Annotated in this window: 26 protein-coding genes and 1 pseudogene; 7 read left to right on the plus strand and 20 right to left on the minus strand. The window is 60.7% G+C overall.

From position 1 onward, the window contains the following. Positions 1 to 8: 8 nt before the first annotated feature. Entirely contained in the window at positions 9 to 788 is a 780-nt protein-coding gene (gene budA / locus ACLH1U_RS02450; RefSeq protein ID WP_002908205.1) for an acetolactate decarboxylase, read from the minus strand. 106 nt (positions 789 to 894) lie between these two features. Between budA and ACLH1U_RS02455 the strand changes: the two genes are divergently transcribed. After that, the gene (locus tag ACLH1U_RS02455) at positions 895 to 1,767 is read left to right on the plus strand and encodes a LysR family transcriptional regulator (protein WP_004145376.1); all 873 of its coding nucleotides are present in this window, start codon (positions 895 to 897) and stop codon (positions 1,765 to 1,767) included. Positions 1,768 to 1,786: 19 nt separating this feature from the next. Here the strand turns inward: ACLH1U_RS02455 and ACLH1U_RS02460 are convergent, their stop codons facing one another. From ACLH1U_RS02460 to ACLH1U_RS02485, 6 genes are read right to left on the minus strand one after another with little or no spacing between them, the layout of a single operon-like run. After that, positions 1,787 to 2,557 carry a 3-hydroxybutyrate dehydrogenase gene (locus tag ACLH1U_RS02460; protein WP_087775500.1) on the minus strand — a complete coding sequence of 257 codons (771 nt, stop codon included), beginning with the start codon at positions 2,555 to 2,557 and terminating at the stop codon, positions 1,787 to 1,789. Positions 2,558 to 2,580: 23 nt separating this feature from the next. Then, positions 2,581 to 3,975 carry a GntP family permease gene (locus tag ACLH1U_RS02465; protein WP_197743183.1) on the minus strand — a complete coding sequence of 465 codons (1,395 nt, stop codon included), beginning with the start codon at positions 3,973 to 3,975 and terminating at the stop codon, positions 2,581 to 2,583. Between the two features lie 44 nt (positions 3,976 to 4,019). Continuing rightward, positions 4,020 to 4,943, minus strand: coding sequence for a 3-hydroxyacyl-CoA dehydrogenase family protein (locus tag ACLH1U_RS02470; RefSeq protein ID WP_085551024.1), 924 nt, complete (start codon positions 4,941 to 4,943; stop codon positions 4,020 to 4,022). Positions 4,944 to 4,954: 11 nt separating this feature from the next. After that, positions 4,955 to 6,136 (minus strand): acetyl-CoA C-acetyltransferase, encoded by a 1,182-nt coding sequence (locus ACLH1U_RS02475; RefSeq protein WP_255891189.1) that lies wholly within the window; start codon positions 6,134 to 6,136, stop codon positions 4,955 to 4,957. 9 nt (positions 6,137 to 6,145) lie between these two features. Continuing rightward, positions 6,146 to 6,802, minus strand: coding sequence for a CoA transferase subunit B (locus ACLH1U_RS02480; RefSeq protein WP_021312467.1), 657 nt, complete (start codon positions 6,800 to 6,802; stop codon positions 6,146 to 6,148). 1 nt (position 6,803) lies between these two features. Then, positions 6,804 to 7,511 carry a CoA transferase subunit A gene (locus tag ACLH1U_RS02485; RefSeq protein ID WP_023290007.1) on the minus strand — a complete coding sequence of 236 codons (708 nt, stop codon included), beginning with the start codon at positions 7,509 to 7,511 and terminating at the stop codon, positions 6,804 to 6,806. A 140-nt stretch (positions 7,512 to 7,651) separates the two neighbouring features. On the opposite strand from ACLH1U_RS02485, the gene ACLH1U_RS02490 reads away from it, so the two are divergent. Continuing rightward, a complete protein-coding gene (locus ACLH1U_RS02490) occupies positions 7,652 to 8,542 on the plus strand; it encodes a LysR family transcriptional regulator (RefSeq protein ID WP_023290006.1) in 891 nt (296 codons plus the stop codon). A gap of 47 nt (positions 8,543 to 8,589) precedes the next feature. Here the strand turns inward: ACLH1U_RS02490 and ACLH1U_RS02495 are convergent, their stop codons facing one another. Then, positions 8,590 to 8,730: a hypothetical protein gene (locus ACLH1U_RS02495; RefSeq protein WP_002908189.1), complete on the minus strand. Its 141-nt coding sequence runs from the start codon at positions 8,728 to 8,730 to the stop codon at positions 8,590 to 8,592. Positions 8,731 to 9,019: 289 nt separating this feature from the next. On the opposite strand from ACLH1U_RS02495, the gene ACLH1U_RS02500 reads away from it, so the two are divergent. Beyond that, the gene (locus ACLH1U_RS02500; RefSeq protein WP_101861696.1) at positions 9,020 to 9,928 is read left to right on the plus strand and encodes a DUF535 family protein; all 909 of its coding nucleotides are present in this window, start codon (positions 9,020 to 9,022) and stop codon (positions 9,926 to 9,928) included. Positions 9,929 to 9,988: 60 nt separating this feature from the next. Here the strand turns inward: ACLH1U_RS02500 and ACLH1U_RS02505 are convergent, their stop codons facing one another. After that, positions 9,989 to 11,206, minus strand: coding sequence for an MFS transporter (locus ACLH1U_RS02505; protein ID WP_048297674.1), 1,218 nt, complete (start codon positions 11,204 to 11,206; stop codon positions 9,989 to 9,991). Positions 11,207 to 11,459: 253 nt separating this feature from the next. Next, positions 11,460 to 11,921, minus strand: a complete 462-nt coding sequence (locus tag ACLH1U_RS02510) for a winged helix-turn-helix transcriptional regulator (RefSeq protein ID WP_023290003.1) — start codon at positions 11,919 to 11,921, stop codon at positions 11,460 to 11,462. A 60-nt stretch (positions 11,922 to 11,981) separates the two neighbouring features. Between ACLH1U_RS02510 and ACLH1U_RS02515 the strand changes: the two genes are divergently transcribed. From ACLH1U_RS02515 to chrA, 4 genes and pseudogenes are all read left to right on the plus strand, one after another. Beyond that, complete coding sequence (locus ACLH1U_RS02515; protein WP_004202976.1) at positions 11,982 to 12,218, plus strand: tautomerase family protein; 237 nt, start codon at positions 11,982 to 11,984, stop codon at positions 12,216 to 12,218. A 198-nt stretch (positions 12,219 to 12,416) separates the two neighbouring features. After that, positions 12,417 to 13,610, plus strand: coding sequence for an MFS transporter (locus tag ACLH1U_RS02520; protein WP_226650512.1), 1,194 nt, complete (start codon positions 12,417 to 12,419; stop codon positions 13,608 to 13,610). A 175-nt stretch (positions 13,611 to 13,785) separates the two neighbouring features. After that, positions 13,786 to 14,076: pseudogene (locus tag ACLH1U_RS02525) on the plus strand (chromate resistance protein ChrB domain-containing protein); the annotation flags it as partial. Further along, positions 14,045 to 15,412 (plus strand): chromate efflux transporter, encoded by a 1,368-nt coding sequence (gene chrA / locus ACLH1U_RS02530; protein ID WP_411299023.1) that lies wholly within the window; start codon positions 14,045 to 14,047, stop codon positions 15,410 to 15,412. The pseudogene ACLH1U_RS02525 and the gene chrA, both read left to right, overlap by 32 nt. 136 nt (positions 15,413 to 15,548) lie before the next feature. Here chrA and ACLH1U_RS02535 read toward each other — a convergent pair whose 3' ends face one another. The 10 genes from ACLH1U_RS02535 to ACLH1U_RS02580 all read right to left on the minus strand — a co-directional run bounded on the left by ACLH1U_RS02535 (position 15,549) and on the right by ACLH1U_RS02580 (position 25,471). After that, on the minus strand, positions 15,549 to 16,031 hold the full coding sequence (locus tag ACLH1U_RS02535; RefSeq protein ID WP_411299024.1) for a hypothetical protein: 483 nt from the start codon (positions 16,029 to 16,031) through the stop codon (positions 15,549 to 15,551). Between the two features lie 109 nt (positions 16,032 to 16,140). Continuing rightward, on the minus strand, positions 16,141 to 17,505 hold the full coding sequence (locus ACLH1U_RS02540) for a patatin-like phospholipase family protein (protein WP_237902610.1): 1,365 nt from the start codon (positions 17,503 to 17,505) through the stop codon (positions 16,141 to 16,143). 280 nt (positions 17,506 to 17,785) lie between these two features. Further along, positions 17,786 to 19,207, minus strand: a complete 1,422-nt coding sequence (locus ACLH1U_RS02545) for an FAD-binding oxidoreductase (protein WP_072420038.1) — start codon at positions 19,205 to 19,207, stop codon at positions 17,786 to 17,788. A 26-nt stretch (positions 19,208 to 19,233) separates the two neighbouring features. Then, positions 19,234 to 20,049, minus strand: a complete 816-nt coding sequence (locus tag ACLH1U_RS02550; protein ID WP_411299025.1) for an ABC transporter permease — start codon at positions 20,047 to 20,049, stop codon at positions 19,234 to 19,236. A 1-nt stretch (position 20,050) separates the two neighbouring features. Beyond that, on the minus strand, positions 20,051 to 20,881 hold the full coding sequence (locus ACLH1U_RS02555) for an ABC transporter ATP-binding protein (RefSeq protein ID WP_023289995.1): 831 nt from the start codon (positions 20,879 to 20,881) through the stop codon (positions 20,051 to 20,053). Next, positions 20,878 to 21,861 (minus strand): ABC transporter substrate-binding protein, encoded by a 984-nt coding sequence (locus ACLH1U_RS02560; RefSeq protein ID WP_101861694.1) that lies wholly within the window; start codon positions 21,859 to 21,861, stop codon positions 20,878 to 20,880. Before ACLH1U_RS02560 ends, ACLH1U_RS02555 begins: the two co-directional genes overlap by 4 nt. Then, entirely contained in the window at positions 21,861 to 22,742 is an 882-nt protein-coding gene (locus ACLH1U_RS02565; RefSeq protein WP_032453162.1) for a creatininase family protein, read from the minus strand. Before ACLH1U_RS02565 ends, ACLH1U_RS02560 begins: the two co-directional genes overlap by 1 nt. After that, positions 22,739 to 23,218 (minus strand): RidA family protein, encoded by a 480-nt coding sequence (locus tag ACLH1U_RS02570; RefSeq protein WP_016161230.1) that lies wholly within the window; start codon positions 23,216 to 23,218, stop codon positions 22,739 to 22,741. The genes ACLH1U_RS02565 and ACLH1U_RS02570 overlap by 4 nt, the downstream gene beginning before the upstream one ends. Next, complete coding sequence (locus ACLH1U_RS02575) at positions 23,208 to 24,491, minus strand: amidohydrolase family protein (protein WP_085551029.1); 1,284 nt, start codon at positions 24,489 to 24,491, stop codon at positions 23,208 to 23,210. Before ACLH1U_RS02575 ends, ACLH1U_RS02570 begins: the two co-directional genes overlap by 11 nt. An 11-nt stretch (positions 24,492 to 24,502) precedes the next feature. Beyond that, positions 24,503 to 25,471 (minus strand): PDR/VanB family oxidoreductase, encoded by a 969-nt coding sequence (locus ACLH1U_RS02580; protein WP_374014632.1) that lies wholly within the window; start codon positions 25,469 to 25,471, stop codon positions 24,503 to 24,505. Positions 25,472 to 25,648: the final 177 nt, after the last annotated feature.

The raw sequence follows: 25,648 nt of genomic DNA on the forward strand, positions 1-25,648 counted from the left end.
TGACCCCCTTAACTTTCTACGGAACGGATGGCGGCATCGAGATTATCGGGATGCAGATTGGCCTGCAGGAACGCGCTGTCGGCGGGCAGGTCGATCATCAGCTTGTGAATTTCGCCGAAGGTCAATACCCCGTGGTCGAGCTGGTAATCCAGCAAGTGACCGCCGCCTTTGCGGTCATCGGTAATAAAGTGCTCGTGATACCCGGCGACGTTGATCCCCTGCATATGCTGCGGGGTACGGAAGCCGACCAGCACCCCTTCGCGCTGGTTAAAGCGGAACACCGGCTGATCGTCGAGGACGTCGGTCATCGCCCGGTACGGCGGCGTCTGGCGCGGCACGGTGCGGGTATGGGCATGGCGGAAATGGCCGTCGATGCGCAGGGCGCAGAACAGGTTGTCAGAGGGGATTTGCTGGTCGATCACCTCGTGCAGCTGCTGGCGGCTCACCGGATGGTCGAAGGTTTTCCGGTATTGCGGCTGGAACCAGGTCATCACCGCGAACGGCGTTTTCTGCTCCGGCTGGGCTTTGCGCGCGCTGCCGTCGGCCCGCAGCTGATAGACCTGACTGCTGAAGGCGATCAGCTCCCCGTCCAGCTCATTAAAGGTGCCGAGACCGAAATCGCCGTGCTTCAGCAGGTCCGCGATGGTGGTGCTGCCTTCGTAAACCCCGCTCAGCAGGGCGCTCATGAGCGATGTCTGATAGAGCACGCTCTCGGGATGCTGCGCGGAAAACGCCCGCAGGGTTTCGCACAGACTCTCTTCGCAGGTGCATTCAGCAGAATGATTCATATACCACTTCCTCGTTCAACAAATATAAGAAAGGTTAAATAAATGTTGACCCGATTCAGCTCACAGTTCCAATATAGAAACCATGCTGGTTTGAGACGTTTTCGATATGGAACTTCGTTATCTTCGCTATTTTGTCGCCGTCGCCAGGACGCGGCACTTCACCCAGGCCGCCAAGGAACTGGGTATTTCACAGCCTCCGTTAAGTCAGCAAATTCAGCGGCTTGAGCGCGAGGTGGGGACCCCGCTGTTTCGGCGTTTGACCCGCGGGGTGGAGCTCACCGAGGCCGGTGAGTCGTTCTATGAGGATGCCCGCCAGATCCTCGCCATGAGCGATGCGGCGCTGGAGAAGGCCAAGGGCATTGCCCGCGGGATGAACGGCAGCCTGTCGCTAGGCATTACCAGTTCTGATGCTTTCCACCCGCAAATCTTCACGCTGCTGCACCGTTTTCAGCTCGATCACCCCGGGGTGACCCTGCACCAGATGGAAGACAATATGGCCAATCTGATGACCGCCCTGAGCGAGGCCGAGCTGGACATCGCCTTCGTCCGTCTGCCGTGCGAGAGCAGTAAAGCCTTTAATCTGCGGATTATCGATGAGGAGCCGATGGTTATCGCGCTGCCGCGCGATAACCCGCTGGCGACGCAGCCGACCCTGGCCCTGGAGCAGCTGCGCGACGTGGCGCCGATCCTCTTCCCGCGGGAGGTGGCCCCGGGGCTGTATGAGCTGGTGTACAACAGCTGCCTGCGCGCCGGCATCGATATGGAGCGCGCCTGGCAGTCGTCGCAGATTTCGTCATCGCTGAGCATGGTCAATGCCGGGTTCGGCTTCGCGCTGGTCCCGCAGTCGATGACCTGCATTCAACAGCCGAACGTCAGCTATCACCCGCTCAGCGGGGCGCCGCTGAAGACCGATATCGCCATCGCCTGGCGGCGCTTCGAGCGCTCGCGCACGGTGAAACGCTTTCTGGCGATGTTCTGATCGTCGCGACGCCTGCGGTTTACTGCGCCACCCAGCCGCCGTCCATGTTCCACGCCGCGCCGCGCACCTGGGCGGCGGCGTCGCTGCACAGAAACAGCGCCATTTCGCCCAGCTGCTGCGGGGTGACGAACTCCCCGGAGGGCTGTTTTTCCGCCAGCAGCTGCGCGCTGGCCTGCTGCGGGTCGACCCCTTCGGCGATGCGCTTATCGATCTGCTGCTGCACCAGCGGGGTCAGCACCCAGCCGGGGCAGATGGCGTTGCAGGTGATGCCGCTGCGCGCGGTTTCCAGGGCCACGGTTTTGGTCAGGCCGACCACCGCGTGCTTGGCGGCGACATAGGCCGATTTCTCTTTCGACGCCACCAGACCATGCACTGAGGCAATGTTGATGATGCGCCCCCAGTTGCGCTGGCGCATGCCCGGCAGCGCCAGGCGGGTGGTGTGGAAGACGCTGGAGAGATTGATCGCGATGATGTCGTTCCATTTGTCCACCGGGAACTGCTCCACCGGGGCGACGTGCTGGATACCGGCGTTATTGATCACGATATCGACGCCGCCGAAGGTGCTTTCGGCATAGCGCATCATCGCCTCGATCTGCCCGACGTCGCGCAGGTCGGCGTCGTGATAGCCGGGGATCTTGCCCAGCGCGGCGACTTCAGCCCGGGCGTGGCTGCTGTCGCCGAAGCCATTGAGCACCAGCTGGGCGCCTGCCTGCGCCAGCACTTTGGCGATCCCTAAGCCGATGCCGCTGGTGGAGCCAGTGACCAGCGCCGTTTTACCGTCTAAATTCATTTTATTACTCCTTCAATCTGGTCTCAGACAATGCCGGTCACATAGAACGTGGCAATGACAAACAGCACCGCGAGGCTTTTGATCACCGTGATGGCGAAAATGCCGCCGTAGGCCTGGCGATGGCTCAGGCCGGTGATCGCCAGCAGGGTGATCACCGCCCCGTTATGCGGCAGGGTGTCCATGCCGCCGCTGGCCATGGCGGCGACGCGGTGCAGGACCTCCAGCGGAATATTGGCGGCGTGGGCGGCGGCGACAAAGGTCTCGGACATCGCCGCCAGGGCGATGCTCATTCCCCCGGAGGCCGAGCCGGTGATCCCGGCCAGCACCGTGACGCTGATCGCCTCGTTTAACAGCGGATTGGGAATGGCCGCGAGGGCTTTCGACAGCACCAGGAAACCCGGCAGGGCGGCGATAACTGCGCCGAATCCGTACTCAGAGGCGGTGTTCATCGCCGCGAGAATCGCCCCGCCCACCGCCGTTCGGCTCCCCTCCGCGAGCCGGCCGCGAATATTGCGATAGCCGCAGACCAGCACCAGCACAATGCCGGAAAGCAGCGCCGCCTGCACCGCCCAGATGGCGGTGATTTTCCCCACCTCGGTGACGACAGGCTTCGCCAGACCCGGCAGGGTGAGCTCATGGCTGGCGCCGTACCATTGCGGGATCCAATGGGTAAACAGCAGATTCAGCACCCCCACCAGCAGCAGCGGGGCGATTGCGATCAGCGGATGCGGCAGGTCGATGTCATCCGGGGTCTCCGGCTCATTTTGCAGATCGGTCCCATAGCCTTCGCCGCTGGCCTGCGCTTTGCGGCGCTGGCGCTCCAGCCACAGCAAACCGAAGAGGATAATGAACAGCGAGCCGATAAGCCCCAGCCACGGGGCCGCCCAGGCGTTGGTGCCGAAGAAGCTGGTGGGAATAATATTCTGGATCTGCGGCGTGCCGGGCAGGGCGTCCATGGTAAACGAGAACGCGCCGAGGGCGACGGTGGCGGGGATCAGCCGTTTGGGGATCCCGCTCTGGCGAAACAGCTCGGCGGCGAAAGGGTAAACGGCAAAGGCCACCACAAACAGCGACACCCCGCCGTAGGTCAGCAGGGCGCACACCAGCACGATCACCGGGATCGCGTGGCGGCGGCCGAGGATGCGGATGGCGGCGGCGACAATCGACCGTGAGAATCCCGACAGCTCAATCAGCTTGCCGAACACGGCGCCCAGCAGAAACACCGGGAAATAGAGCTTCACAAAGCCGACCATTTTTTCCATAAACAGGCCGGTAAAGGCCGGGCCGACCGCGCCCGGGTCGGTGAGCAGCACCGCGCCGAGGGCGGCGATCGGCGCAAAGAGGATCACGCTGTATCCACGGTAGGCTGCCAGCATCAGTAACGCCAGCGCGGCCAGGGCTATTATCACACTCATCACGACGTCTCACTCTCATTGTTATTGTAGGGGTACAGAACGCGATACTAGGGTTTCAGGGCGAAGCGCAGCTGGTGTTCCCGGCGCGACTGGATGCGCTGGCGCCGCGCCTCGTCCCAGCGGTAAAAGCCTTGCCCGCTGCGGGCGCCGGTGTCGCCTTGCGCCACTTTCTCCGCCACCAGCGACATCATCTCCGTACCGCTGGCCAGCTCCGGCAGCAGGTGCTGGCAGATATCCTGGACCGTCGCCAGGCCGGTCATGTCCGCCGCCTCCAGCGGGCCGACCATCGCATAGCGACGGCCCAGCGAGGCGCGCATCACCTGGTCCACCACCTCCGGGGAAGCGATGCCGCTGTGGACGATATGCAGCGCTTCGCGCAGCAGGGCGAACTGCAGTCGGTTGCCGACAAAGCCCGGCGCGGCGCGGTTGAGCACCACCGCTTCCAGCGCGCAGCCGGCGCAAAAGTCGCTTACCTGGCGCGCCAGATGGGGCAGCGTGGCGCTCCCGGGCACCACTTCCACCAGTGGGATCAGGTGCGGCGGATGCCAGAAATGGGCGATCAGCAGGCGTTCCGGAAGGCGCATGCCCTGCGCCAGCCGATCCGGCGGCAGGCCGCTGGTGTTGCTGGCGATAATCGCCTCGTCGGCGATCAGCGTTTCCAGTTCGGCATACAGGGCGTGCTTCAGCGCCAGCCGTTCGGGGATCGCTTCAATCAGCAGCGTGGCGTCGGCCAGCGCCTGCAGCGCCGGGGTGGGGATTAAACGGCTCAGCACGGCGTCGCGGTCGGCGGGATCCTGCTGACCGCTCGCCTCCAGCTCGCGCAGGATCGCCCCGGCCACCGTGGGCACCTCGGCAAGACGTTGCGGATCGGTGTCATACAGGCGGACGGCGTGACCGTGACGGGCGAAATGGCAGGCAATGCCGACGCCCATCAGTCCCGCGCCGAGTACCGCCAGACGTGGTGTAAACATAGTGGCTCCTGTTAACGTTGAAGGGTCATGGCGATGCCCTGGCCGCCGCCGACGCACAGGGTGGCCAGCCCTTTACCGGCGCCCCGGCGCTGCATCTCATGCACCAGGCTGACGAGGATCCGGCAGCCGGAGGCGCCGATGGGATGGCCCAGGGCGATGGCGCCGCCGTTGACGTTGACTTTCTCGCTGTCCCATTCGAGCAGCTGACCGACGGCCAGCGCCTGGACGGCAAAGGCCTCGTTGGCTTCGATAAGATCCACTTCGTCCAGCGTCCAGCCGGCGCGCTGCAGCGCCTGGCGGCAGGCGCTCACCGGGCCGATGCCCATCACCGACGGGTCGACCCCGGCGACCGCCGCGCTGACGATGCGCGCCAGCACCGGCAGCCCAAGCTCGCGGGCTTTATCGACGCTCATCAGCAGGACCGCCGCGGCGCCGTCGTTCAGGGATGAGGCATTCCCGGCGGTGACGCTGCCGTCAGCCGGGCGAAACGCCGGGCGCAGCTGGGCCAGCTGCTGCTCGCTGGTCTCCGGGCGCGGTTGTTCATCATCGGTCACGACACGCGGCGGCTTTTTGCCCTGCGGAACGCTGACCGGGACGATCTCCTCGCGAAAGCGTCCGGCGGCGATAGCGGCCGCCGCTTTGCGCTGGGAGCTGGCGGCGAAGGCGTCCTGGCGCTCGCGGCTGATATCGAAGGCATCGGCGAGGTTCTCGGCGGTGATGCCCATGTGGTAGTCGTTAAAGGCGTCCCACAGGCCGTCCTGGATCATGCTGTCCTGCAGGCTGGCGTGGCCGAAACGCAGGCCGTCGCGGGCGCCGTGCATCAGATAGGGAGCATTGCTCATGCTCTCCTGGCCGCCGGCGATAACGATCCCGGCGTCGCCGCAGCGGATCGTCTGCACCGCCTGCTGAACCGCTTTCAACCCGGAGCCGCACACCAGATTGACGGTGACCGCCGGGGTGTCCACCGGCAGGCCGGCCCGCAGCGCGGTCTGGCGCGCCGGGTTCTGCCCGCAGCCGGCGGTGAGCACCTGGCCGAAAATCAGTTCATCGACCGCCGCGGCGGGCAGCTGGCAGCGTTCAAGCAGGCTGCGCACCACCGTCGCGCCGAGGTCGACGGCGGAAAGCGGGGCGAAGGCGCCGCGAAAGCTGCCGACCGGGGTGCGTACTGCAGCAACAATGGCAATATCGGTCATGGTCTCTCCTTAGCTGAAGCGCATTTCGCGCACGTCGTCGGCGACGATCAGCCGTCCCGCTGTTTTACGCATCACCTCGTCGGGGCTGACCCCCGGAGCCACTTCGCGCAGGACAAACGCCCCGTCGACAATGTCCAGCAGGGCCAGGTCGGTGAGCACCCGGCGAATGCAGCCCACGCCGGTGAGCGGCAGGGTGCACTGCGGCAGCAGTTTGGATTCGCCGTTCTTTGAGGCGTGGGTCATCACCACGATGATGTTCTGCGCGCCGGCCACCAGGTCCATGGCGCCGCCCATCCCCTTAACCATTTTCCCGGGGATCATCCATGAGGCGATATTCCCCGCGACGTCGACCTCAAAGGCGCCAAGAACCGTAAGATCGACGTGGCCGCCGCGGATCATGGCGAACGACTGGGCGGAATCGAAGATCGCCGCCCCGGTTTGCGCGGTGACGGTCTGTTTGCCGGCGTTAATCATGTCGGCGTCGATGGTTTCCTCATCGGGAAATTCGCCCATCCCCAGCAGGCCGTTCTCCGACTGGAGCATCACTTCAATACCAGCGGGGATATAGTTGGCCACCAGCGTCGGGATACCGATCCCGAGGTTGACGTAGTCGCCGTCGCGCAGCTCCTGGGCGACGCGCATCGCCATTTGTTCACGGGTTAGCATCTCAGTGCCCTCCGGCGCGCAGGGTGCGCTGTTCAATACGTTTTTCGAATTGCCCGACGATCAGCCGGTCGACATAGATCCCCGGGGTGTGAATGGCGGAGGGCGGCAGTTCGCCCGGCGGCACGATCTCTTCCACCTCCACCACCGTAATGCGCCCGGCGGTGGCCATCAGCGGGTTGAAATTCTGCGCGGTGTGGCGGTAAACCACGTTGCCGTACCAGTCAGCTTTCCAGCCCTTCACGAGGGCGAAATCGCCGCGAATGGCCTGTTCGAGAATGTAATTTTTACCGTCGAACTGGCGCACCTCTTTGCCTTCGGCGACCGGGGTGCCGTAGCCGGTGGCGGTGTAAAAGCCGGGGATCCCGGCGCCGCCGGCGCGGATTTTTTCCGCCAGCGTTCCCTGCGGGGTGAGCTCTACCGCCAGCTCGCCGCTCAGCACCAGCTGTTCAAAAAGCGCGTTTTCCCCGACGTAAGAGGCCACCACTTTGCTGACCTGGCGCGATTCCAGCAGCATGCCGAGACCGAAGCCGTCGACGCCGCAGTTGTTGGAAACCACCGTCAACCCCTGCACCTGGCGGCGCTTCACTTCGGCGATCAAATTTTCGGGTATACCGCACAGGCCGAAGCCGCCGGCGAGCAGCGTCATGCCGTCCGTTAACCCTTCCAGCGCCGCTTCGTAGCTGGCGACGCGTTTATCAAGTCCTGCCATCTTGTCTCTCCTGCCTTGCGATAGCCTTATCATTGGCGCTGGCGACTGATTTGATAATTTTGAATTTATGACCCACTCATTTGGAAATTTTATTAATTTCCTGTTAACTAATTTCTTTCAATTAGTTAACAGGATGAAAAATGAGAATGAGTGTCAAACAGTTACGCGCGTTTTTAGCGGTAGCTCACACTCTCAATTTCGCCCACGCCAGCGAAAGGCTGAATCTGTCGCAGCCAGCTCTCAGCCTGACCATCAAAGGGTTGGAGGAGGCGCTGGGGGGCGCGCTGCTACAGCGCAGCACCCGCAAAGTGACCCTCACCCAGGAGGGGGAACTCTTTCTGCCGATGGCCCGTCAGCTGCTGGCCGACTGGGATAACGTCGAGGAGGCGATGCGTCAGAGCTTTACCCTGCAGCGGGGCAAAATCTCGGTCGCCGCGATGCCGTCGTTCGCCGCCAACGTTCTGCCGGAGGCGCTGAAAGCCTTCCGCGACCGCTATGCCGGGGTGAACGTCACGGTGCATGACGTGATAAATGAGCAAGTGATCGAGATGGTGCGCGAGGGGCGGGTGGAAATGGGTATCGCTTTCGAGCCATCGCCCAGCCACAACCTGCTGTTTACCCCGCTGGCGGTGGACCGCTTCGTGGCGATCGTTCCCCGGCAATCGCCGCTGGCGAAGAAAAAAAAGCTCACCTGGCAGGAGCTGTTAACCCTCGACTTTATTACCCTCCAGCGCCCTTCGGCGGTGCGCCTGATGCTGGAGGAGGCGCTGGCGCGCAGCGGGCGTCAGCTGGACGTGGCCCTGGAGAGCCACCAGCTGGTGACGGTGGGGAGAATGGTGGCCAGCGGGCTGGGGGGCAGCGCGGTGCCAGCGCTATGCAAAACGCAGATGGCCTCGCTGGGGGCGGTGTGCATTCCGCTTAGCGATCCGCCGATTGAAAAGTGCGTTGGGGCGATTTATGCCGGACATCTGCCGCTGTCGAAGGCGGCGCAGGCGCTGCTGGATACGCTGAAAGGGTTTTTACCCAGCTGAGGCGGGCGGGAGGCAAAAAAAAACCGGCCCGCGGGCCGGTTTGATAATCAGATTTTGCAGGCGTCGCCGCAATCGTCATCGGCAACGATCGCCTGGGCTTTTTTGTCCGCTTCTTCCAGACGCTCCGCGTTGCGCTCTTCCGCTTCATCCAGGCCGCTGAAGACCAGGTTGTCGAGATCAATTTCCATAAGTTACCTATCGTTGCTGGTTTTGGATCAGCGTCAAGTATAGGGTAAAACCGCCCGCGGATGTACCCGCGCTTCGCGCCGAACGCACAGAGCGTTAAGTCGCTGGGCGGCGGGCATCACCTACCATAATTAACCGTTGACAGGATGGCGTTAATTTTAATTATCGTCGGCAGAACAATTTCCTGCCGCAATATTAAATGAAAGGACAACGAAGGTGTAATTAAGCGTTGACGAATATCTTTTATGTTAATATGGCCGCGATTATGGATGAATCTATGGATCTTAATCAATGGGACATACTGTTGCAGGCGCCATCAAAGAATGGCGTAAACATAATAAAGTGATCGGTCAGGTCAAAATAAACTATAAAAAAATTTTACGAAAATGCAGAGAGCTCTCGCTCGCAGGAGGTAAGTACAGAGAATATCAAGGACTTTGCGCCAAATATCAGTGCGCGCGGTTGACCGCCGTAACCCAGGGGCTGGTGCCTTTCGAGGATAAACCCTTTAAGGCCTATCTTAATAAACGGATGTCAAAACGGCGCAAGCTGGATATTGCCCACGGTTCGCTGAATTTTATCGAGAAAACATTTCAGCCGGATGTGCTGCCGCAGCTCTATAACGTGGCGGATTTTGGCCGGGCGATGTTTGCTATTCCTTTGAAAAATGGCGATAAGCTTGACGTTAAGCTGCTGGCGTCGCCGTTTCAGGAGGAGGGTGAACTGATGCTGCAGCTGTTTATCGGCGACCGTCGCGTCTATAGCGTCTGTTTTTCCTGTACCGACGATGGCCGCGCCTATATCGGCGGTATTCAGGGCGGGAAAGATATCACCAATGAAGAGGTGAAGGCGCTGACCAAAGAGCTGCATGGCGCGCGGCCGAAAAATATCATCATGAGCGTGCTGTATGGTTTCTTAGGCTATTTCAACATCACCACGGTCTACGCGATCGATTCCGATTACCACGTGAAAAGCGATCTGGTGAAAGCCAGTTACTCATCGCTGTGGCTGGAAATGGGCGGTGAGAAACAGGCTCGCGGCTGGTATAAACTGCCGGCGCAAGAGATCAAAAAAAGTATTGAAGAGGTGAAAAGTAAACACCGCAGCCAGTTTATTAAGCGCGAAGGCATTAAAGAGCTGATTCAGCTCGATATGGCCAACGCCCTGCGGCAAATCACCTTGCGTTCGCGGGTGAATTAACGCCTCTTATACGTCAGGCGGACAGCAGGGGGCTGTTGTCCGCCTGACGATATCCTCTCTTTACTGGCCGCTTTCGCCGACCGGTGGCGACGCGGAGGCGGCGAGCAGCGGGGCGCTGCGCCACCACACCATCAGCGCGACCAGCGCGATAACGCTCAGCACCCCGAAGGCGGTGGCAAAGGAGTAGCGTCCGGCGATAGCGCCGGTTAACGCCGGACTCATTGCCGCCCCGGCCCCCTGCATCAGCATCACCACGCTCTGTCCGGCGTTGACGTGCCCGCTGCCGCGCAGCAGCGAGACGATAAAGCTGGGCACCGCCACCCCCAAAATCCCTGCCGCCAGACCATCAAGAATTTGCACCGGGACCATCATCGCCGGGGCGTCGCTGGAGGCCGCCAGCGCCGCGCGGATGGGCATGATCAGCAGCGCCAGCAGAATGCATCGCCAGTAACCATATTTGTCGATGCTGCCGGCGACCCGAATGGCTACCGGGATCATCACCACCTGCGAAATAATCACCGTAGCGGCGGCAAACAGCCCCGGATTGAGGTGTCCCGGCGCGGCGGCGATCCGCATGCTCAGCATCGGCAACAGCGCGGCGTTGGCGAGATGGAACAGCATCAGGGTCACGCCGGCGATCAGCAGCGGCGTATGGCGGAACAGGATGGCAAACCCAGGCAGAGAGGGCGGGACGGCCGACTCGAGGCCGCGGGCGGCGTCATCGTCGATATCGCTGCCGCGGATCGCCAGCAGGGCGATGAGGGTGAACAGGGTGGTACCGGCCATCAGAATGAAAATGCCGCCGATGCCCCAGTACCAGGCGATGGCCCCGGCAATCAGCGCGGTGAAGAAATTCCCCGCGTGGTTGAAGGCTTCGTTTTTGCCCATCTGGGCGCTAAAACCGCGCTGTCGGGTCAGCCCAAGGGTGATCCCGGCGATTAACGGTCCGACAAAGGCCGCGCAGATCCCGCTGGCGACTTGCGAAAGGGCCACCACGCTGGTCTTCTGACTGAACCAGAGCAGCAGGGTGGTCAGGGTTATCACCAGGCAGACCACGGCCAGCAGCACGCGCTTATGCCGCGAGGTGTCGGTGATGAAGCCGGCGGGCAGGGTCGCCAGCAGGCCAGCAACGCCGCCGATGGTCATCAACAGGCCGATGTCCTCCGCCTGCCAGTGACGCTGGGTGAGAAAGATCCCCAGAAACGGCCCGAGGCCGTCGCGAACGTCGGCGATAAAGAAGCTGGTCAAACATAAAGCCCGCAGTGAACGAAGCGACATTTTCTACCTTTAGCATGAGCGATCCGCGGATCAGCGGCGGACCAGGGCGGTCATGGCATGCGCCACGGATAATGGCCGGGAACGGACCCGGCAGAGAGCGTCATCCTTTATCGCACCGTTCGATGAAAGCAAAATGTCCCGCTGTCTTCGGGTAACGTGGCAATGCAACATACCTGCTCGTCGCGGCTTCCGCCAGAGGTCTACGAAAGTTCTGTAACGGGGCAACCGCGCCGCAGCCTGCGCCGCGGGGCTATCAGCGTTCGTCTGCTTTAACGATCTGCAGCGCGGCGGGATTCGCCACGCTGCCGCTGGCGGTGACGAACCCCGGATGGACGGCCTCGCCGCTGACGCTATCCACCAGCGCAATATGCGGCGCGCTGTGCAGCACCTGCTGGTGGCCCCATTCCATCAGGGCGAACAGCACCAGCGCCAGGCTACGGCTTTTATCGGTGAGAACATATTCATAGCGCTCGCGAGCCCCCGCTTCCCGGTAGGGGACTTTGCGGAGCAATCCCATTTCGGTCATCGTTTTCAACCGGGTGGTGAGCGTCTGGCGGGTGATATGGGTATGCGTCTGCATCGTTTCAAAGCGCGTCACACCGTAAAACGCCTCGCGGAGGATCAGCAGCACCCAGCGGTCGCCGAGTATTTTGGCTCCTTCCGCCAGGCCGCACAGCTCCGGATCGAGGTAGGGCAGTGATTTATTTTTTGACATCGCGAGATTGACCTTCTACTCTGAGTTTGAATTTTAGACTTAGATGCTAAGGAGCATAGCGTGCCATTTGTTAACGTGCAAACCATTAAAGGGATCATGACCGCGGAACAGAAAAGTGAGCTGCTGCGGCGGATGACCGATCTGCTGGTGGAGATTGAGGGGCAGGGCGATCCGCAGTTCCGCCAGTCGGTATGGATCCGCATTGATGAACATGACCCGGAACAGTGGAGCCTGGGGGGCGTCCAGCCGACGGCCGCGATGATTGCGGCTAAATTCGCCGCGGCGCGGCGCGACTGATCCCCTGAATAAACCGGGCTGCGAAGCCCGGCCCGGCGATCTGGCGCAGAAGAGGAGTCAGATCGCCGGGTAATATTGCTATTTGCTATGGTGCAAAAGCGTATTTTGCGGCTAAGGTAACGGTCAGGGAACCCAACAAACAGGGCGCGATGCCAGACGGCCAGCCTGGCGCCACTCTCACACCGGTGAAAACAACGGATGTCTACAGAACAGATGCTGCCGCTGGCGGCGCAGAATAAAAATATCATCCGCCTGGCCGCCGCTCAGGCGCTGGCCGGCGCCAACTCGGTGGTGTTCTACGCCACCGGCGCTATCGTCGGCAATACCCTCGCCCCCAGCCCGTCGCTGGCCACGCTGCCGATCACCCTGTTTGTGCTGGGGATGGCGGCCTCGATTTTGCCTTTCGGCGCGCTGGCGCGAAAGCGGGGCCGCAAAGCCGCGTTTATGGCCGGTACCGGCGCCGGGGTGGTCACCGGTCTGGCGGCCGCTCTGGCGGTGGTGCTGGGCTCTTTTCTGCTGTTTTGCTTCGCCGCGATGCTCGGCGGCGCCTATGCCGCGGTGGCGCTCAGTTTTCGCTTTGCCGCCACCGACGGCGTCGCTCCGGAACGTCGCGCCCGCGCGCTGTCGCTGGTGATGGGCGGCGGCGTGGCCGCCGGGATCATTGGCCCGATGCTGGTCACCGGCACCATGCACCTCTGGCCGACCCATACCTTCGCCTTCACCTTTCTTGCTCAGGCGCTGGTGGCGGCGCTCGCCGCCATTCTGCTGGCAGGCGTGACGTCGGCAGAGCCCGCGGCGGCCAGCGTGCGCGGAGGGCGGCCACTGCGCGAGATTATCCGCCAGCCGGGCTTTGCCACCACGGTGTTCAGCGGGGCGGTGGCCTATATGGTGATGAATTTTCTGATGACCGCCGCGCCGCTCTCCATGCATATGCACGGTCTTTCCCAGCAGGCCGCCAACCTCGGGATCCAGTGGCATGTGATGGCGATGTACGGCCCGGGATTTGTCACCGGCCGGTTGATCCAGCGCTTCGGCGCCGTGCGCATGGCGGCGGCGGGATTGCTGATCACCGGCGCGTCGGTGGCGGTCGGTCTCAGCGGCGTCGGGGTATATCATTACTGGCTGTCGCTGATTTTGCTCGGCATCGGCTGGAACTTTGGCTTCACCGGCGCCTCGGCGAAAATCATTGATTTCCACCGCCCGGAAGAGAAGACCCAGGTGCAGTCGCTCAACGATTTTCTGGTCTTCGGCGTGATGATCGTGGGTTCGTTTTCGTCCGGCGTTCTGCTCAACGCCTTCGGCTGGAACGCGGTGCTGTGGGGCTCCCTGGTGCCGGTGGGGCTGGCGCTGTTCACCCTGCCGCTGCGCCCTTTATCGCCACCCCGCGCTTAGCGCCAGGTCTGCCGCTGCGCGGGCCGTCTTTTTGCGCTTTTCGCAAATGCGTTGCCGAACTTCATCAAAGCCAGCGCGTGGGAAAACGTCACATACGCGACATGCTGTAGTAATGTCTACAGCATGAGAATGCATCTCCTGACCCTCAACCTGACGATGTCTCAAGCCGCTGAACCCTGAAGAGCACGTCGGCACGCGGGTGACCTTCGACGTTCTGGCCCGACGCAGTGCTCTGGAGGCCGCGATCCCCGATACCCTGGGGCGGCTTATCCACTTCCTGGACGTCGGTGGGGAACCGACCCCGGAGGCGGCGGGGGGAGAAAGCATTCTTGCAGGGCTGCGGGAAACCATTACGGACGATGACCAACTGCTGGCGGCAGCCTGCTCGCTGTTCGACGGCCTACTGAGATCCTGTGAAATGAGGTCTGGCAATCATGAGCAAAACGGTGGTTCTTCCGCAGAGTGACAGTCCTTCCGTCGTCGCCTCCGTCTCCTTCTGGCAGGCCTTTCGCTTCTGGCTGAAGCTCGGCTTTATCAGCTTCGGCGGGCCTGCCGGGCAGATCGCCATGATGCACCAGGAGCTGGTGGATAACCGCCGCTGGATCTCGGAAGGACGATTCCTGCACGCGCTCAACTTTTGTATGGTCCTGCCCGGCCCGGAGGCGCAGCAGCTGGCGACCTATATCGGCTGGCTGATGCATAAAACCTGGGGAGGCGTCATCGCCGGGGTGCTGTTTATTTTGCCCTCGCTGGCGTTACTCATCGCGCTGGGGTGGATCTACCTCGTCTGGGGAGATGTCGCGGTGGTGGCGGGGATTTTTTATGGCATCAAACCCGCCGTGGCGGCGATCGTGCTGCAGGCGGCGCACCGCATCGGCTCGCGGGCGCTGAAAAATGGCGCCTACTGGGCCATCGCCGCCGCTGCCTTTGTCGCTATTTTTGCGCTGAACGTTCCTTTTCCGCTGATCGTCCTGACCGCGGCGATCGTCGGGTTTATCGGCGGACGGATGGCGCCGGCGACATTCGGCAAAGCGGACACCCACCGTGCGCAGAGTCACCCCGGCGGGGCCGCCATCATTGATGATGCGACGCCGATCCCGGCCCATGCCATTTTCAGCTGGCGGCGTACCGCCCAGGTACTGATCGCCGGGATGCTGCTGTGGCTGGTGCCGATGGCCGCCCTGGCGCTAATGCTGGGCTGGGCGCATCCGCTGACCCAGATGAGCGGGTTCTTTACCAAAGCCGCCCTGATGACCTTTGGCGGGGCGTATGCCGTCTTACCTTACGTTTACCAGGGGGCGGTAACCCACTATGGCTGGCTGACCGCAGGGCAGATGATGGACGGCCTCGCCCTTGGGGAATCCACCCCCGGGCCGTTGATCATGGTGGTGACCTTTGTCGGGTTTGTCGGCGGCTACACCAAAGCGGTATTGGGCGTCGATGATGCGCTGCTGGGGGGCATCGTGGCGGCGTGCCTGGTGACATGGTTTACCTTTTTGCCCTCGTTTATCTTTATTCTCGCCGGCGGGCCGTTTATTGAAACCACGCATAATAAAGTGGGATTTACCGCGCCGTTGACTGCTATCACCGCCGCGGTGGTGGGCGTTATCCTGAATCTGGCGCTGTTTTTTATCTGGCATAGCGTCTGGGGACCGTCCGGTTTCGACCCATGGTCTGCGGCCATTGCCCTCGCCGCCGCCGGGCTGCTGTTTCGCTATAAGTGGAAGCTGACCTGGGTGCTGGCCGCCGCCGCCTCGGTGGGGCTTATCGTCCATATGGCGGGACTGTCCGGCGCAGGATAAGGTCGGCGTCGGGCTGAAAAGGCCGGAGGCAGGGGCGGTATGGGGAAAGGGGCCGATGTCTGGTGAAACAGTCGTCGGCCGGAAGGTGTGGTAATGGCAATGCCTCTATTTCTCAAATCATCTTTAAGACTTCGCGTTACCAAAAACGAGCTGCGTAAATAAAATGCTTCATCTGATGCTCATCGACATATGAGCTAGTTTCATCGGTGACTACAGGATTTGTGGAGACGGTATTACCTGAGATATATAACGGGATACCTGCCTTATTTTTACCTGTGTAAATCCCAGCGTGATCTCCTGGCTTTTGGCCTTTAGACTGGACGGGATAATCAACTCTTAAAACGATATCGCCAACGGCAATGTCAGATATGGCTATTATTTTCCCGAGCGCTAGTGACGCCTGATAGAATTTCTCTACGCTGGCGGTTTTAGGCAGGCCGGGAATACCAGCCTGACAGCTACACCAGTAGATAAAAGCCATACACCATGGTGAGCCAGGTGTGCTGCCCGCTGATTTGAGATAGGTATTTACCATTGGGCCAGAGTTGCTGTTAAGCGGCTGCTCTTTGACATTAAGCTGACTTCTTGCTGTGTTTATTAAGTCGTTACCATTAGGCATGGCCTTATCCTCATCAGGTAGATTGTTAAATTGTGGATGGAAGAGAATGATTTCCTCGAGTTTCGCTCCTTATCTGGCTGGACTTTTCTAGTTTTTATCTTTGCAGTATTTATTTATTCTTGAAGTATCTATTTAATTTTGCAAGGGGAAGGCTTGTCTGATAAGCGGAAGTAATATCTCGCCTGATTTTTTTGTAATTTTGCCAATCAAAATTAATAAGAAATTGATAAGCTGTTTCTGCGCCAAGTCTAAAAAGTTTAAGTTTGTTGGCGTCGCTCATGCTGAAGTCTAACCAGCCGATGTCTCCAGTGTCTATGAATGATACTAGCTTATTGTAATCAGGGTTTTTTTTAATGAAATCGTAATTCATGGCATGTCTGGCGGTGTTGAAAGATTGAGCAAATATATCAAGGATACTGTTAATTTCGTGACTGTGATCATCAAGTTGCAGTTTGACACCAAATGTGGGTCTTGCTGGAATTTTTGTGGGGTTGTGAAAAACATCAATCGGAAAGTTTGACATGATTCCGCCATCAACAAAACAAGCGATAGGTGGCGGAAATCGAGTCGCTAATCTGCTTTGAAAACTAATGCCGGTATACTTTTGCCATTTCAATTGTAGATTATTATCCATATGAGGTATTTTTACCGTGTAGGGCTGAAAGACAAAAGGGATAGACATAGAGCAGCGGCAGAAGACCGCGGGATTTACATCTTTCGGTTTTTCCCAATATAGATCTGCCATGACAGGAAGTTCAACCTTGTATTCGGTGGCCAAATCCGCCGTTATCAAGCATAAATAGTCATGATTAACATCTAACTCATCAAGGTAAAGTTTACCTTCAAGCTGGGATGCTTTATCGATACTGGTGCTTCTAAGCTTCCATCCGGGTGGAGTTGTCGCCATTCTTTTTCTAAGGTCGCTGACAGTATAAATATTAAAAGATGATAGCTGTTTTTTAAGCCAGGACTCGAATTCATCACCTCTATTAAGTCCATGCATTATTTTTAAGTTGTCCGTTGTCGAAAGGAGTCTCAAAAATGCACGAAAGTATTTAAACCCTGATTTGTTTTCAGCATTCATTAAGCCAGTTGCAGTATCCATAAATTTCTTTGGATCATAATCTCCGTCTTTTTTCCCATCAATAAATGTATTTATAGGCATATTGGCGATCATGTTTATTAACTGCTCGCTTTTTTCTTTTTCAGGTATATCTACTGCAGATAATAGTAAGGCGGCAATTGAACCGGCTGAAGTACCTGCGATACCAATGAATCTTATCCCTGCTTTCTCTAAAATATATATGTAACCTACAAGGGCTAATCCGAGGACGCCGCCACCCTCCATTACCAGATCAACGTATTGATGGCCATTTTCATCAATAGTGTCACTGAATTCTTTATTGGACAGGGCGGTGGCTTTATTTTTTATTTCTTCAACTTCTTTTAGGTAACTATTCACGGATAATGACATTTTAATTTCCTTAGCAACGGATCTGAACATTGTTGGTCATACAAGGGAATTTATTGGCCGTTATCAGAAGACCTCTTTTTTTGCTCAAAGAGAAAATTTAGAAAATGCTGTGAACAATTTTTTAACGACCGTCTCGTCAGCTAAAGAAAAGTATAACGGAGGAAACAGAGACGCCACTCATTCATATGAATGAGTGGCGTAAAAAAACTCGCCGTGCGGGTAGGGGGAAGAGAGACGGGCCCGCTCCGCGTTAGCCTGCACGCGGAGCGGAGCGGGGCGATCAGGTCGCGGGAGTTTCGCGGGTGGCCCGCGCCAGCGGGTTGCTGTCCAGTTCCAGCTGGTCGCGCAGCGCCCAGCCGCGCAGCTTGCCGGGGTTAAGCAATCCCGCCGGGTCGAGAGATTGTTTCACCGCCACCACGTCAGGGCGAATCACCCCTTGTTTGCCGTCCTCAACCTGCAGCACGTGGGGGTTGTTAATTTTGACGTCGTTATCGCGAAATATCTGCATGATCGCGTTGAGACGTTCGGGCGTGGTATAGCGCACCAGCTGCAGACCGCTGGCGGTGAGGTTGCCTTCGATATCGCGCAGAAATTCAATATGAGACATCACCTCCCCGGCGAAATGCTGTTCCATCTGTAAAATTTGCTGCGGATAGCGCTGCGGATCAAACGCTGTCTGCAGATAGGTCAGCGTATTGTCCACCTTGAGCGCATGCAGGGTGGTGTGGTTCCAGCAGTATTCCATTAACGAGCCATTGCGCGCCCGGGCCTCATCGCTGGCCTGGCGGATGGCGTTGGCCCCGCGATGGCGCTGTAACAGGCTGGCGCACACGCCTTCGCTCTCTTCGGCGATCAGGCTGATAACCGCATGCTGCCCGGCGCGGTAACGATCGTTGAGGTGGCTAAAATAGTCAGCGATCGGGGTGGCCAGCAGCGCGACCTGGCGCTTCACCAGCCCCGGCGAGCGGACGCAGGCGTTGGCATAGTTCAGGGCATCGGCGAAATCGTCAAACACGTCCAGGCGTTCTATCCACTGGTGCAAGGGAGCCAGCGCCAGCTCAACCTCAAGAATGATGCCGTTGGTGCCGTAGGCGTGATGTAGCAGCAGCGCTTCGGGAGCCGGGACGGTCAGTACGCGAGGGACCGGCTCGACGGTCATCACTTTGACGCTGAGCACATTGCCTGGCGCCGCCAGCGGCCCATAGTTGATGGAGCCGATGCCGCCGAACCCGCCGCCGTAAAGGCCGCCCAGGCTCGCCAGTCGATAGGTCGACGGCATACAGCGCAGCTCCCAGCCCGTCGGGCGGGCGGCGGTTTCGATGTCCGCCAGGCGAATGCCGGCCTGGGCCCTCACCGTGCCGTTGCCGAGGGCGACGATCTGGTTGAGCCCGGTCATATCCACCAGCATCCCTCCTTCGAGAGGGACCAGCTGTCCATAGTTGCCGGTGGCGCTGCCGCGCAAGGTCAGCGGCAGCTGATGCTGCGCGCAGGCGGCGACCAGCTGGCGCAGCTCCTCTTCATCGCGCGGGCGAACCACCGCGTCCGCCTGTTTTCCCGCCAGCTGCTCGGCGAGTACCGGACTGAACCAGTGAAAATCGCGGGAAAGCCGTTTGAGTTTCGCCGGCTGCAGGGTCCACTCCAGCGCCGGGAGTGCCTGCTGGATCGCCGCGACCGCTTGTTGACGCTGTTCATCAGTCATCATTCTTTTTCCTGTTCGTCAGCAAAACATTAATGAGATTGCACGGCTTCGCTTTCATGCCAGGCGCTGAGCGCCCGGCGCGAGACCCAGGACATCACGCCGAACAGCGCGATCCCGGCGAGAGAGATCAGCAGCAGCGCGGCAAACATCAGCGGGATATCCAGCTGGTAGCCGGCCTGCAGGATCTGATAGGCCAGCCCGGTATTGGTCCCGCCAGTGCCGGCGACAAACTCCGCCACCACCGCGCCAATCAGCGACAGCCCGCTGGAAATACGCAGCGCGCCGAAGAAATAGGGCAGCGCCGAGGGGATACGCAGCCGCACCAGCGTTTGCCAGCGGCTGGCGTGATTGAGGCGGAAATAGCTCAGCAGGCCGGGGGAGACGCTGCGCAGTCCCTGGGTGGTATTGGAGATGATGGGGAAGACCGCCATCAGGGTGGCGCACACCACCAGCGAGAGGGTGGCGTCCTTCACCCAGATGATGATCAGCGGGGCGATGGCGACGATCGGCGTCACCTGCAAAAACACGATGTAGGGAAACAGGGCGGTCTCCACAAAGCGGTTCTGCACCAGGATAAACGCCACGGCGGCGCCGATGACAATCGACAGCAGAAACGAGACCAGGGTGATCTTGAGGGTGAACAACAGCGCCAGCAGCAGCGGCGTGAGATGCGTCCACAGGCTGTCCAGCATCACCAGCGGCGACGGCACCAGAAAAGCCGGGATGCGGAAATAGCTTACCGCGCCCTGCCAGAGGAGCACCACCGCCACCGCGACGAGGGTCGGATAGAGAATTTTGAGAAAACGCGGATGCTGGATCCACGGCGTTGAGGTTGTGGTCTTCATATTATGGCTCCATACCGGACTGGCTGGCCTGCAACAGACTGTCCTGCAGCTGACGGGCATACAGGGAAAATGCCGGACTGACGCGGAACGCCTCGCTGCGCGGGAACGGCTCCCGGATGGCGATATCTTCCACCACCCGTCCGGGACGGGCCGCCATCATGATCACCCGCTGCGAGAGAAACACCGCTTCGTGGATCGAGTGGGTGACGAAGACCACCGTCAGATTCTGCTCCTGCCACAGGCGTAGCAGATCGCTGTCGAGCTTGTTCCGCGTAATTTCATCCAGCGCGCCGAAGGGCTCATCCATCAGCAGCAGCTTTGGCCGGGTGACCAGGCCGCGGGCGATGGAGACGCGCATTTGCATGCCGCCGGAGAGTTCGCGCGGCAGGACGTCGGCGAACTTGCCGAGCCCCACCAGCTCAAGGACTTCACTCACCCGGGTGTTGCCCTCCGCGCGCGGCACGCCGGCCAGATCCAGCGGCAGCCTGACGTTATTGCGCACGCTGCTCCAGGGCATCAGGGTGGCCTCCTGGAAGACGAACGAGAGCGGATGCTGCGCTTTTTCCCGGCTGTCGCGCCGCCACAGCATCAGCTTGCCGTCGCTGGGCTCCACCAGGCCGGCGACCATCTTCAGCAGCGTACTCTTACCGCAGCCGGACGGGCCGAGCAGGGTAATGAACTCCCCCTGGTTGATGGTCAGATTGACGGGCAGCAGCGCCCGGGTGCCGTTGCTGTAGATCTTCTCCGCCGACAGCACCTCGATGGCCGGCGTGGCGGAGGCGGGTATAAAGCGGGTGTCGCTCATCACGGTCAGTTTCGGGGCGGTATTCATGGCATCACTCCGGCGTCTTTGACCATCTCCAGGGTATATGTCTGCTCAAACGGCACCTTGCTGGCGTCGATCAGTTTGTTTTTCACCAGCATGTCCCAGGTTTTCTTCAGCCGCGGCTCGGTGATGATGCCGATGCCGCCGGTCATGGCATCGCCGCCGGTCACCAGCTGGTACTGCTTCATCTGGGCAATGCCAAAGGCGATCTGCTCGGCGCTCATTTGCGGGTTCGCTTTGCCGATCAGGTTGTTGCCGGGGCCAGGATCCTGCAGGTAGCTTTTCCACCCTTCCATGGAGGCTTTGACGAAGGCCGCCACCGCCGCCGGACGTTTGCGGATGGTGTCCGCCATACAGATAATCGAGTTGCCGTAGGGCGGGTAGCCCCAGTCGCTGAGCGGATAGACATAGAACGGCTGCCCGCCTTTGGCGACGGAGAACGGCTCGGAGGTCACGTACCCCTGCTGCACCAGATTTTTATCGGCGAGGAACGGCTGAACGTTAAAGGTATAGGGGCGCACTTTGCTGCCAGCCAGACCCAGCTCGCTCTTCGCCCACGGCCAGAAGGAGGTATAGGCCTCGGTGGCGAGCAGGAAGGTTTTGTCTTTAAGCTGCGCCGGGTTGCTCACTTTGTCATGAGTGATAAACACCGTCGGCGAGTGCTGGAACACGGTGGCGACGGTTACCGCATGCACCCCGGCCTGCCAGGTCTCCAGCGCCTGGCCGTTGTCGCCAAGGGTGCAGTCCGCCTGGCCGGCCGCCATCAGCTGCATGACGTTGATCTGCGGGCCGCCCATTTTAATCTCGACATCAAGTCCGGCGTGCTTATACAGCCCGGTGGCCTGGGCCTGGTAAAAACCGCCATGCTCCGCCTGGGCATACCAGTTGGTGAGAAACGTGAACTTCTCCGCCGCGACGCAGGAGGCTGAGGCCGCGAGGGCGGCCACGGTCAGCAGGGTAAAAACTGGCGTTGATCGGGTATTCATCAGGGCTCCTTGGATTCAGCAGCGAAAGAGGGTGGTAGGGACTGCACAAAGCCGTGCCAGTGCTGTTTGCCCCAGGTCGGTTCGCGACGTTCGACCCAGGCCATGCGGTGGATCTCGATGATTGCCTGCGCCCAGCTGGCGGCGAGGGAGTCGAGAAGCCCTTCGCCTTGCTCCCGCGTCGCCGGGGTTGGGTCGCCAATCACCCCGCTGGGGCCAAAGTCATAGGACGCCCACGCCGCCGCCGGGCGGCCTTTCGACAGGGTCGGGCAGGGGAATTCCGGCGGGAAGTTGGCGACCGCCCGCTCCATATGAACGCACTCCGGCGCCAGCGCCAGCATCAGCGCCGTTTCGCTATGCCCGGCGTGCATTGCCATCCGCTGTTCATGCGGGCTGAGGAACTGTTTTTCGCAGTTGGGCACGTTGAACACGTCGTGCGGGATGGCGATGAAATCCCCGTGGCGCAGGCGCATTTCCCGGCAGGCGATCTGCAGGATCTGCGGCTGGCCGCCGTGGCCGTTGATCATCAGCAGCTTGCGAAAACCGGCCCGATAGAGGGATTCGGCGATCTCCAGCAGGGTATGCAGCAGGGTATCGCCGCTGAGGGTCAGGGTGCCGGGAAAATGCAGATGCTCCTCTGACTTACCGTAGACGATCGGCGGGATGGCGTAGGCCGGGATCGCCGCCGGCAGCCGGGCGAGGGCATGGCCCGCCACGCCGGAGGAGATCACGCTGTCCACCGAGCAGGGCAGATGGGGGCCGTGCTGTTCGATCGCCCCGGTGGGGAGGACGATAACCGTATTGCTTTTATCCGGCAGGGCGGCCACGTCCGTCCAGCTCAGAAAAGGGAGAAAGCGCGCTGCAGGAATGTAACCGTTAATCATCGCGGTGCCTCGGAGTGAATTGGCTGGGGTAACCAGACGGTTGCTTCGACTTCAATCAATACCGTGGCGTCGGGCAGCATTTCGCTGACCTGCACCACGGTGGATACGGGCGGCTGGTCGGGATAAAACAGCTTCCTGACCCGGCTGTAATAGGGAAAATGGTCAAGGTTGCGAAAGTACTGCACCAGCTTGATAACGTCGCTCATCTGCCCCCCCGCCGACGCCACGGTGCGGCGGATGCTTTCCAGTACGTACCAGCTCTGGGCGAGGATCGGCCCCTGCTTCGCATCGGTTGAAAATTCCCCGGTCGCCCCCAGCAGCTCCCGCACCGGCTCAGGCACATCCTGAAAGCCGTTGACGATGGTGCCGGTCAGGGGATTGACCGGAATAATGCCGGAGAGAAAAATAAAATCGCCGGCTCTGCGCCAGGCGGCATACCGCGCCAGCGGCGCCCCCGCGCCTGCTTCAAGACTCATGTGCCATCTCCTCCTGCCACACTCGCCGGTGGGTTAACCTGCCGTGGTTAACCACCAGACGGGCGGCGCTGTTTAAAGGCCAGGTAAAACGGTCGCTACCCGGGAAAATCACCACGCTGGCCGCCGCCCCGACGGCAAAAGGGGCCGCGTCTGCCGGCGAACCGGTTAGCGCCGCGCGATCGCAGATCAGCCGAGACTGCCGGTCGAACGGGTCGCTGAGCTGGGCGCTGAACAGGCCGCAGGCCAGGGTGTCCAGCGGGTCGTAGCTTCCCGCCGGACAAAAAGCGTCCTGCACGTTGTCGCACCCAAGCAGGGTGGCCACGCCGGCGGCCTGCGCCTCGTGCAGCAGGGTGATCCCCCGCTGGCGCGGCGTGCGGCCGAACGTCGCATCCTGCAGCAGCAGGTTGGTCATCGGCAGGGCGATAAGGGTGACGCCGTGCGCCGCCAGCTGGCGCAGGATCAGCGCCGCCTGCGCGTCGCTGCCGGCGGCCAGCGCGCAGCCGTGGCTGCAGCAGATATGCCCGGGGAATGGGTGGCGGGAGAGATGATCCGCCAGCCAGGTCAGCCCCTGAGACACCTCGCTGAGCTCCTCATCGATATGCAAATCCAGATCCAGTTCCCAGCGGGCCGCGCTGCGCAGCAGGTTTGCCATGGCGGCGGCGTCCCAGTTGGAGGAGTGAATGAAGCCCCCCAGCAGGCAGCGCTCCCCGCTGTTGGCGACTGTCCTGGCAATGGCCTCGGCGTCCGCCGGATCGCGAAACAGGGGCAGCGGGACCAGCGCCACCCGTTCCAGGGTGATGCCGCCGGTATCGAGACGGGCGATCTCCTGCCAGGCGTCCGGCGCGTCGGCGGTAAACCAGTCGATATGGCTGCGTAAATGGGTCACGCCATTTGCTGCCGCCCGGGCCAGCGCGGCGGACGCCCGACGTTGAATATCCGCCCTGGTCCAGTGTCGGCGATCCTCGTGCATGGCGTGGATCGCCGCCAGCAGCCCGGCCTGCGCCGGACGGCAGCGTTCAAGGGTAAAGGTTTTGTCCAGATGGGCATGGGGTTCCACCAGGCCGGGGAGCGTCAGGGCCCCCGCCAGGTCCCACAGGCCGGGAGCCGGCTCGACGGACGGCGTCACGGCGGCGATCCGTCCATCGCGAAAGGCCAGGTCCGCCAGCCGCGGTTCATCGTTGGCCTGCGTCGGCCAGCCGTCGGGCAGCGCCCAGGCCGGAAGTCGGGCGCGGCTGATGCCGGCGAGCGGCGCGCAAGAGGAGGGGAACGTCATCGTCAGTCTCCTCACAGATCCAAAACCAGACCCGGCGATTTCGCCCGCGAACAGCAGAGCGTGATCTGGTCGTTGCCGGCTTTCTCTTCCGCCGTCAGCACGCTGTCCCGGTGCTCGGGGAGCCCGTCGAGAACCCCGGTAATACACGATCCGCACATTCCCTGTTCGCAGGAGAGCATCACTTCCACCCCGGCGTGCTGTAATACCTGAGCAATGGTTTGATCCGCGGCGACCTGCAGACGCTGCCCGCTGGAGGCCAGCTCAATATAAAATGCGTTGTTCGCCGCGATATTATTTTCCGCCGCGGGAGTAAAGCGCTCGAATACGAATTGCGACGGCGACCAGCGATATTCCTCCATGACTGACCGCAGTCGCTGAATAAAGCCCTCCGGGCCGCAGGCCACCACTGCGGTATCAGGGTGGGGCGTGGTTAAGCATTCGGGGATCCGCTGGCGAAACGACGCGCTTTCCTCGCTGCAGTGGATCGCCACCGTGCCGCTCGCGGCCAGCTGGGCCAGGCGCGATGTGAAGGCCGTCTGGCGCGAGCTGGCGACATAATAATGCAGCTCCAGCGCCCCTTTTCTGGCGGCAATCGCTTCGGCCATCGCCAGCAAAGGCGTGATGCCGATGCCGCCGGCAAACAGCAGGTAGCGCCTGGCCTCCGGCAGGGGAAAATGGTTGCGCGGCGACGAAATGGAGAGCCGATCGCCGTGTTTGAGCTGCTGGTGCAAGTAGCGTGAGCCGCCGGTGGACGCGTCCGTCAGCCGGACGCAAACTTCATAATGATTACCGCGGTCAGGCATGCCGCACAGGGAATATTGCCGCGGGCCAACGCCGGGAATAATAATATCGATATGCGCCCCGGCGGAGTAGGCCGGTAATATTTCCCCGGCCGCCGCCTGCAATATTAAAGATAGATTTCCCTCGCCGTTGGGGCGTATTTCCCCCACCGAGACCGAAATAAGATCGTGGCTGTGCATTACCGTTTTCTCTCCCTCAATCCGCTGTCTGCAGGGCGGCCAGGGGCAGCGAAGGGATACCCGCTCCTTCGCGGTGACTGTCCGGCGTGCAAAAATGGATGAAACGATCGTTTCTCCGCTATGAATGCTACGGTATTGTGATAAAACTGTTGCGTCCAGAGCTTTGATTCGCACAAC

The sequence above is a fragment of the Klebsiella sp. 1SOBk5mer genome (assembly GCF_046603115.1).
GTDB lineage: Bacteria > Pseudomonadota > Gammaproteobacteria > Enterobacterales > Enterobacteriaceae > Klebsiella > Klebsiella quasipneumoniae.

Excerpts from the sequence above, each read along its gene's own strand:
- ACLH1U_RS02560 (WP_101861694.1), bottom strand. The coding sequence starts at position 21,861 with ATGAATACCCGATCAACGCCAGTTTTTACCCTGCTGACCGTGGCCGCC.
- ACLH1U_RS02455 (WP_004145376.1), top strand. The coding sequence starts at position 895 with ATGGAACTTCGTTATCTTCGCTATTTTGTCGCCGTCGCCAGGACGCGG.
- ACLH1U_RS02555 (WP_023289995.1), bottom strand. The coding sequence starts at position 20,881 with ATGAATACCGCCCCGAAACTGACCGTGATGAGCGACACCCGCTTTATA.
- chrA (WP_411299023.1), top strand. The coding sequence starts at position 14,045 with ATGAGCAAAACGGTGGTTCTTCCGCAGAGTGACAGTCCTTCCGTCGTC.
- ACLH1U_RS02580 (WP_374014632.1), bottom strand. The coding sequence starts at position 25,471 with ATGCACAGCCACGATCTTATTTCGGTCTCGGTGGGGGAAATACGCCCC.
- budA (WP_002908205.1), bottom strand. The coding sequence starts at position 788 with ATGAATCATTCTGCTGAATGCACCTGCGAAGAGAGTCTGTGCGAAACC.
- ACLH1U_RS02485 (WP_023290007.1), bottom strand. The coding sequence starts at position 7,511 with ATGGCAGGACTTGATAAACGCGTCGCCAGCTACGAAGCGGCGCTGGAA.
- ACLH1U_RS02500 (WP_101861696.1), top strand. The coding sequence starts at position 9,020 with ATGGGACATACTGTTGCAGGCGCCATCAAAGAATGGCGTAAACATAAT.
- ACLH1U_RS02540 (WP_237902610.1), bottom strand. The coding sequence starts at position 17,505 with ATGTCATTATCCGTGAATAGTTACCTAAAAGAAGTTGAAGAAATAAAA.
- ACLH1U_RS02505 (WP_048297674.1), bottom strand. The coding sequence starts at position 11,206 with ATGTCGCTTCGTTCACTGCGGGCTTTATGTTTGACCAGCTTCTTTATC.
- ACLH1U_RS02510 (WP_023290003.1), bottom strand. The coding sequence starts at position 11,921 with ATGTCAAAAAATAAATCACTGCCCTACCTCGATCCGGAGCTGTGCGGC.
- ACLH1U_RS02545 (WP_072420038.1), bottom strand. The coding sequence starts at position 19,207 with ATGATGACTGATGAACAGCGTCAACAAGCGGTCGCGGCGATCCAGCAG.
- ACLH1U_RS02550 (WP_411299025.1), bottom strand. The coding sequence starts at position 20,049 with ATGAAGACCACAACCTCAACGCCGTGGATCCAGCATCCGCGTTTTCTC.
- ACLH1U_RS02535 (WP_411299024.1), bottom strand. The coding sequence starts at position 16,031 with ATGCCTAATGGTAACGACTTAATAAACACAGCAAGAAGTCAGCTTAAT.
- ACLH1U_RS02470 (WP_085551024.1), bottom strand. The coding sequence starts at position 4,943 with ATGTTTACACCACGTCTGGCGGTACTCGGCGCGGGACTGATGGGCGTC.
- ACLH1U_RS02460 (WP_087775500.1), bottom strand. The coding sequence starts at position 2,557 with ATGAATTTAGACGGTAAAACGGCGCTGGTCACTGGCTCCACCAGCGGC.
- ACLH1U_RS02475 (WP_255891189.1), bottom strand. The coding sequence starts at position 6,136 with ATGACCGATATTGCCATTGTTGCTGCAGTACGCACCCCGGTCGGCAGC.
- ACLH1U_RS02490 (WP_023290006.1), top strand. The coding sequence starts at position 7,652 with ATGAGAATGAGTGTCAAACAGTTACGCGCGTTTTTAGCGGTAGCTCAC.
- ACLH1U_RS02575 (WP_085551029.1), bottom strand. The coding sequence starts at position 24,491 with ATGACGTTCCCCTCCTCTTGCGCGCCGCTCGCCGGCATCAGCCGCGCC.
- ACLH1U_RS02570 (WP_016161230.1), bottom strand. The coding sequence starts at position 23,218 with ATGAGTCTTGAAGCAGGCGCGGGGGCGCCGCTGGCGCGGTATGCCGCC.
- ACLH1U_RS02520 (WP_226650512.1), top strand. The coding sequence starts at position 12,417 with ATGTCTACAGAACAGATGCTGCCGCTGGCGGCGCAGAATAAAAATATC.
- ACLH1U_RS02565 (WP_032453162.1), bottom strand. The coding sequence starts at position 22,742 with ATGATTAACGGTTACATTCCTGCAGCGCGCTTTCTCCCTTTTCTGAGC.
- ACLH1U_RS02495 (WP_002908189.1), bottom strand. The coding sequence starts at position 8,730 with ATGGAAATTGATCTCGACAACCTGGTCTTCAGCGGCCTGGATGAAGCG.
- ACLH1U_RS02480 (WP_021312467.1), bottom strand. The coding sequence starts at position 6,802 with ATGCTAACCCGTGAACAAATGGCGATGCGCGTCGCCCAGGAGCTGCGC.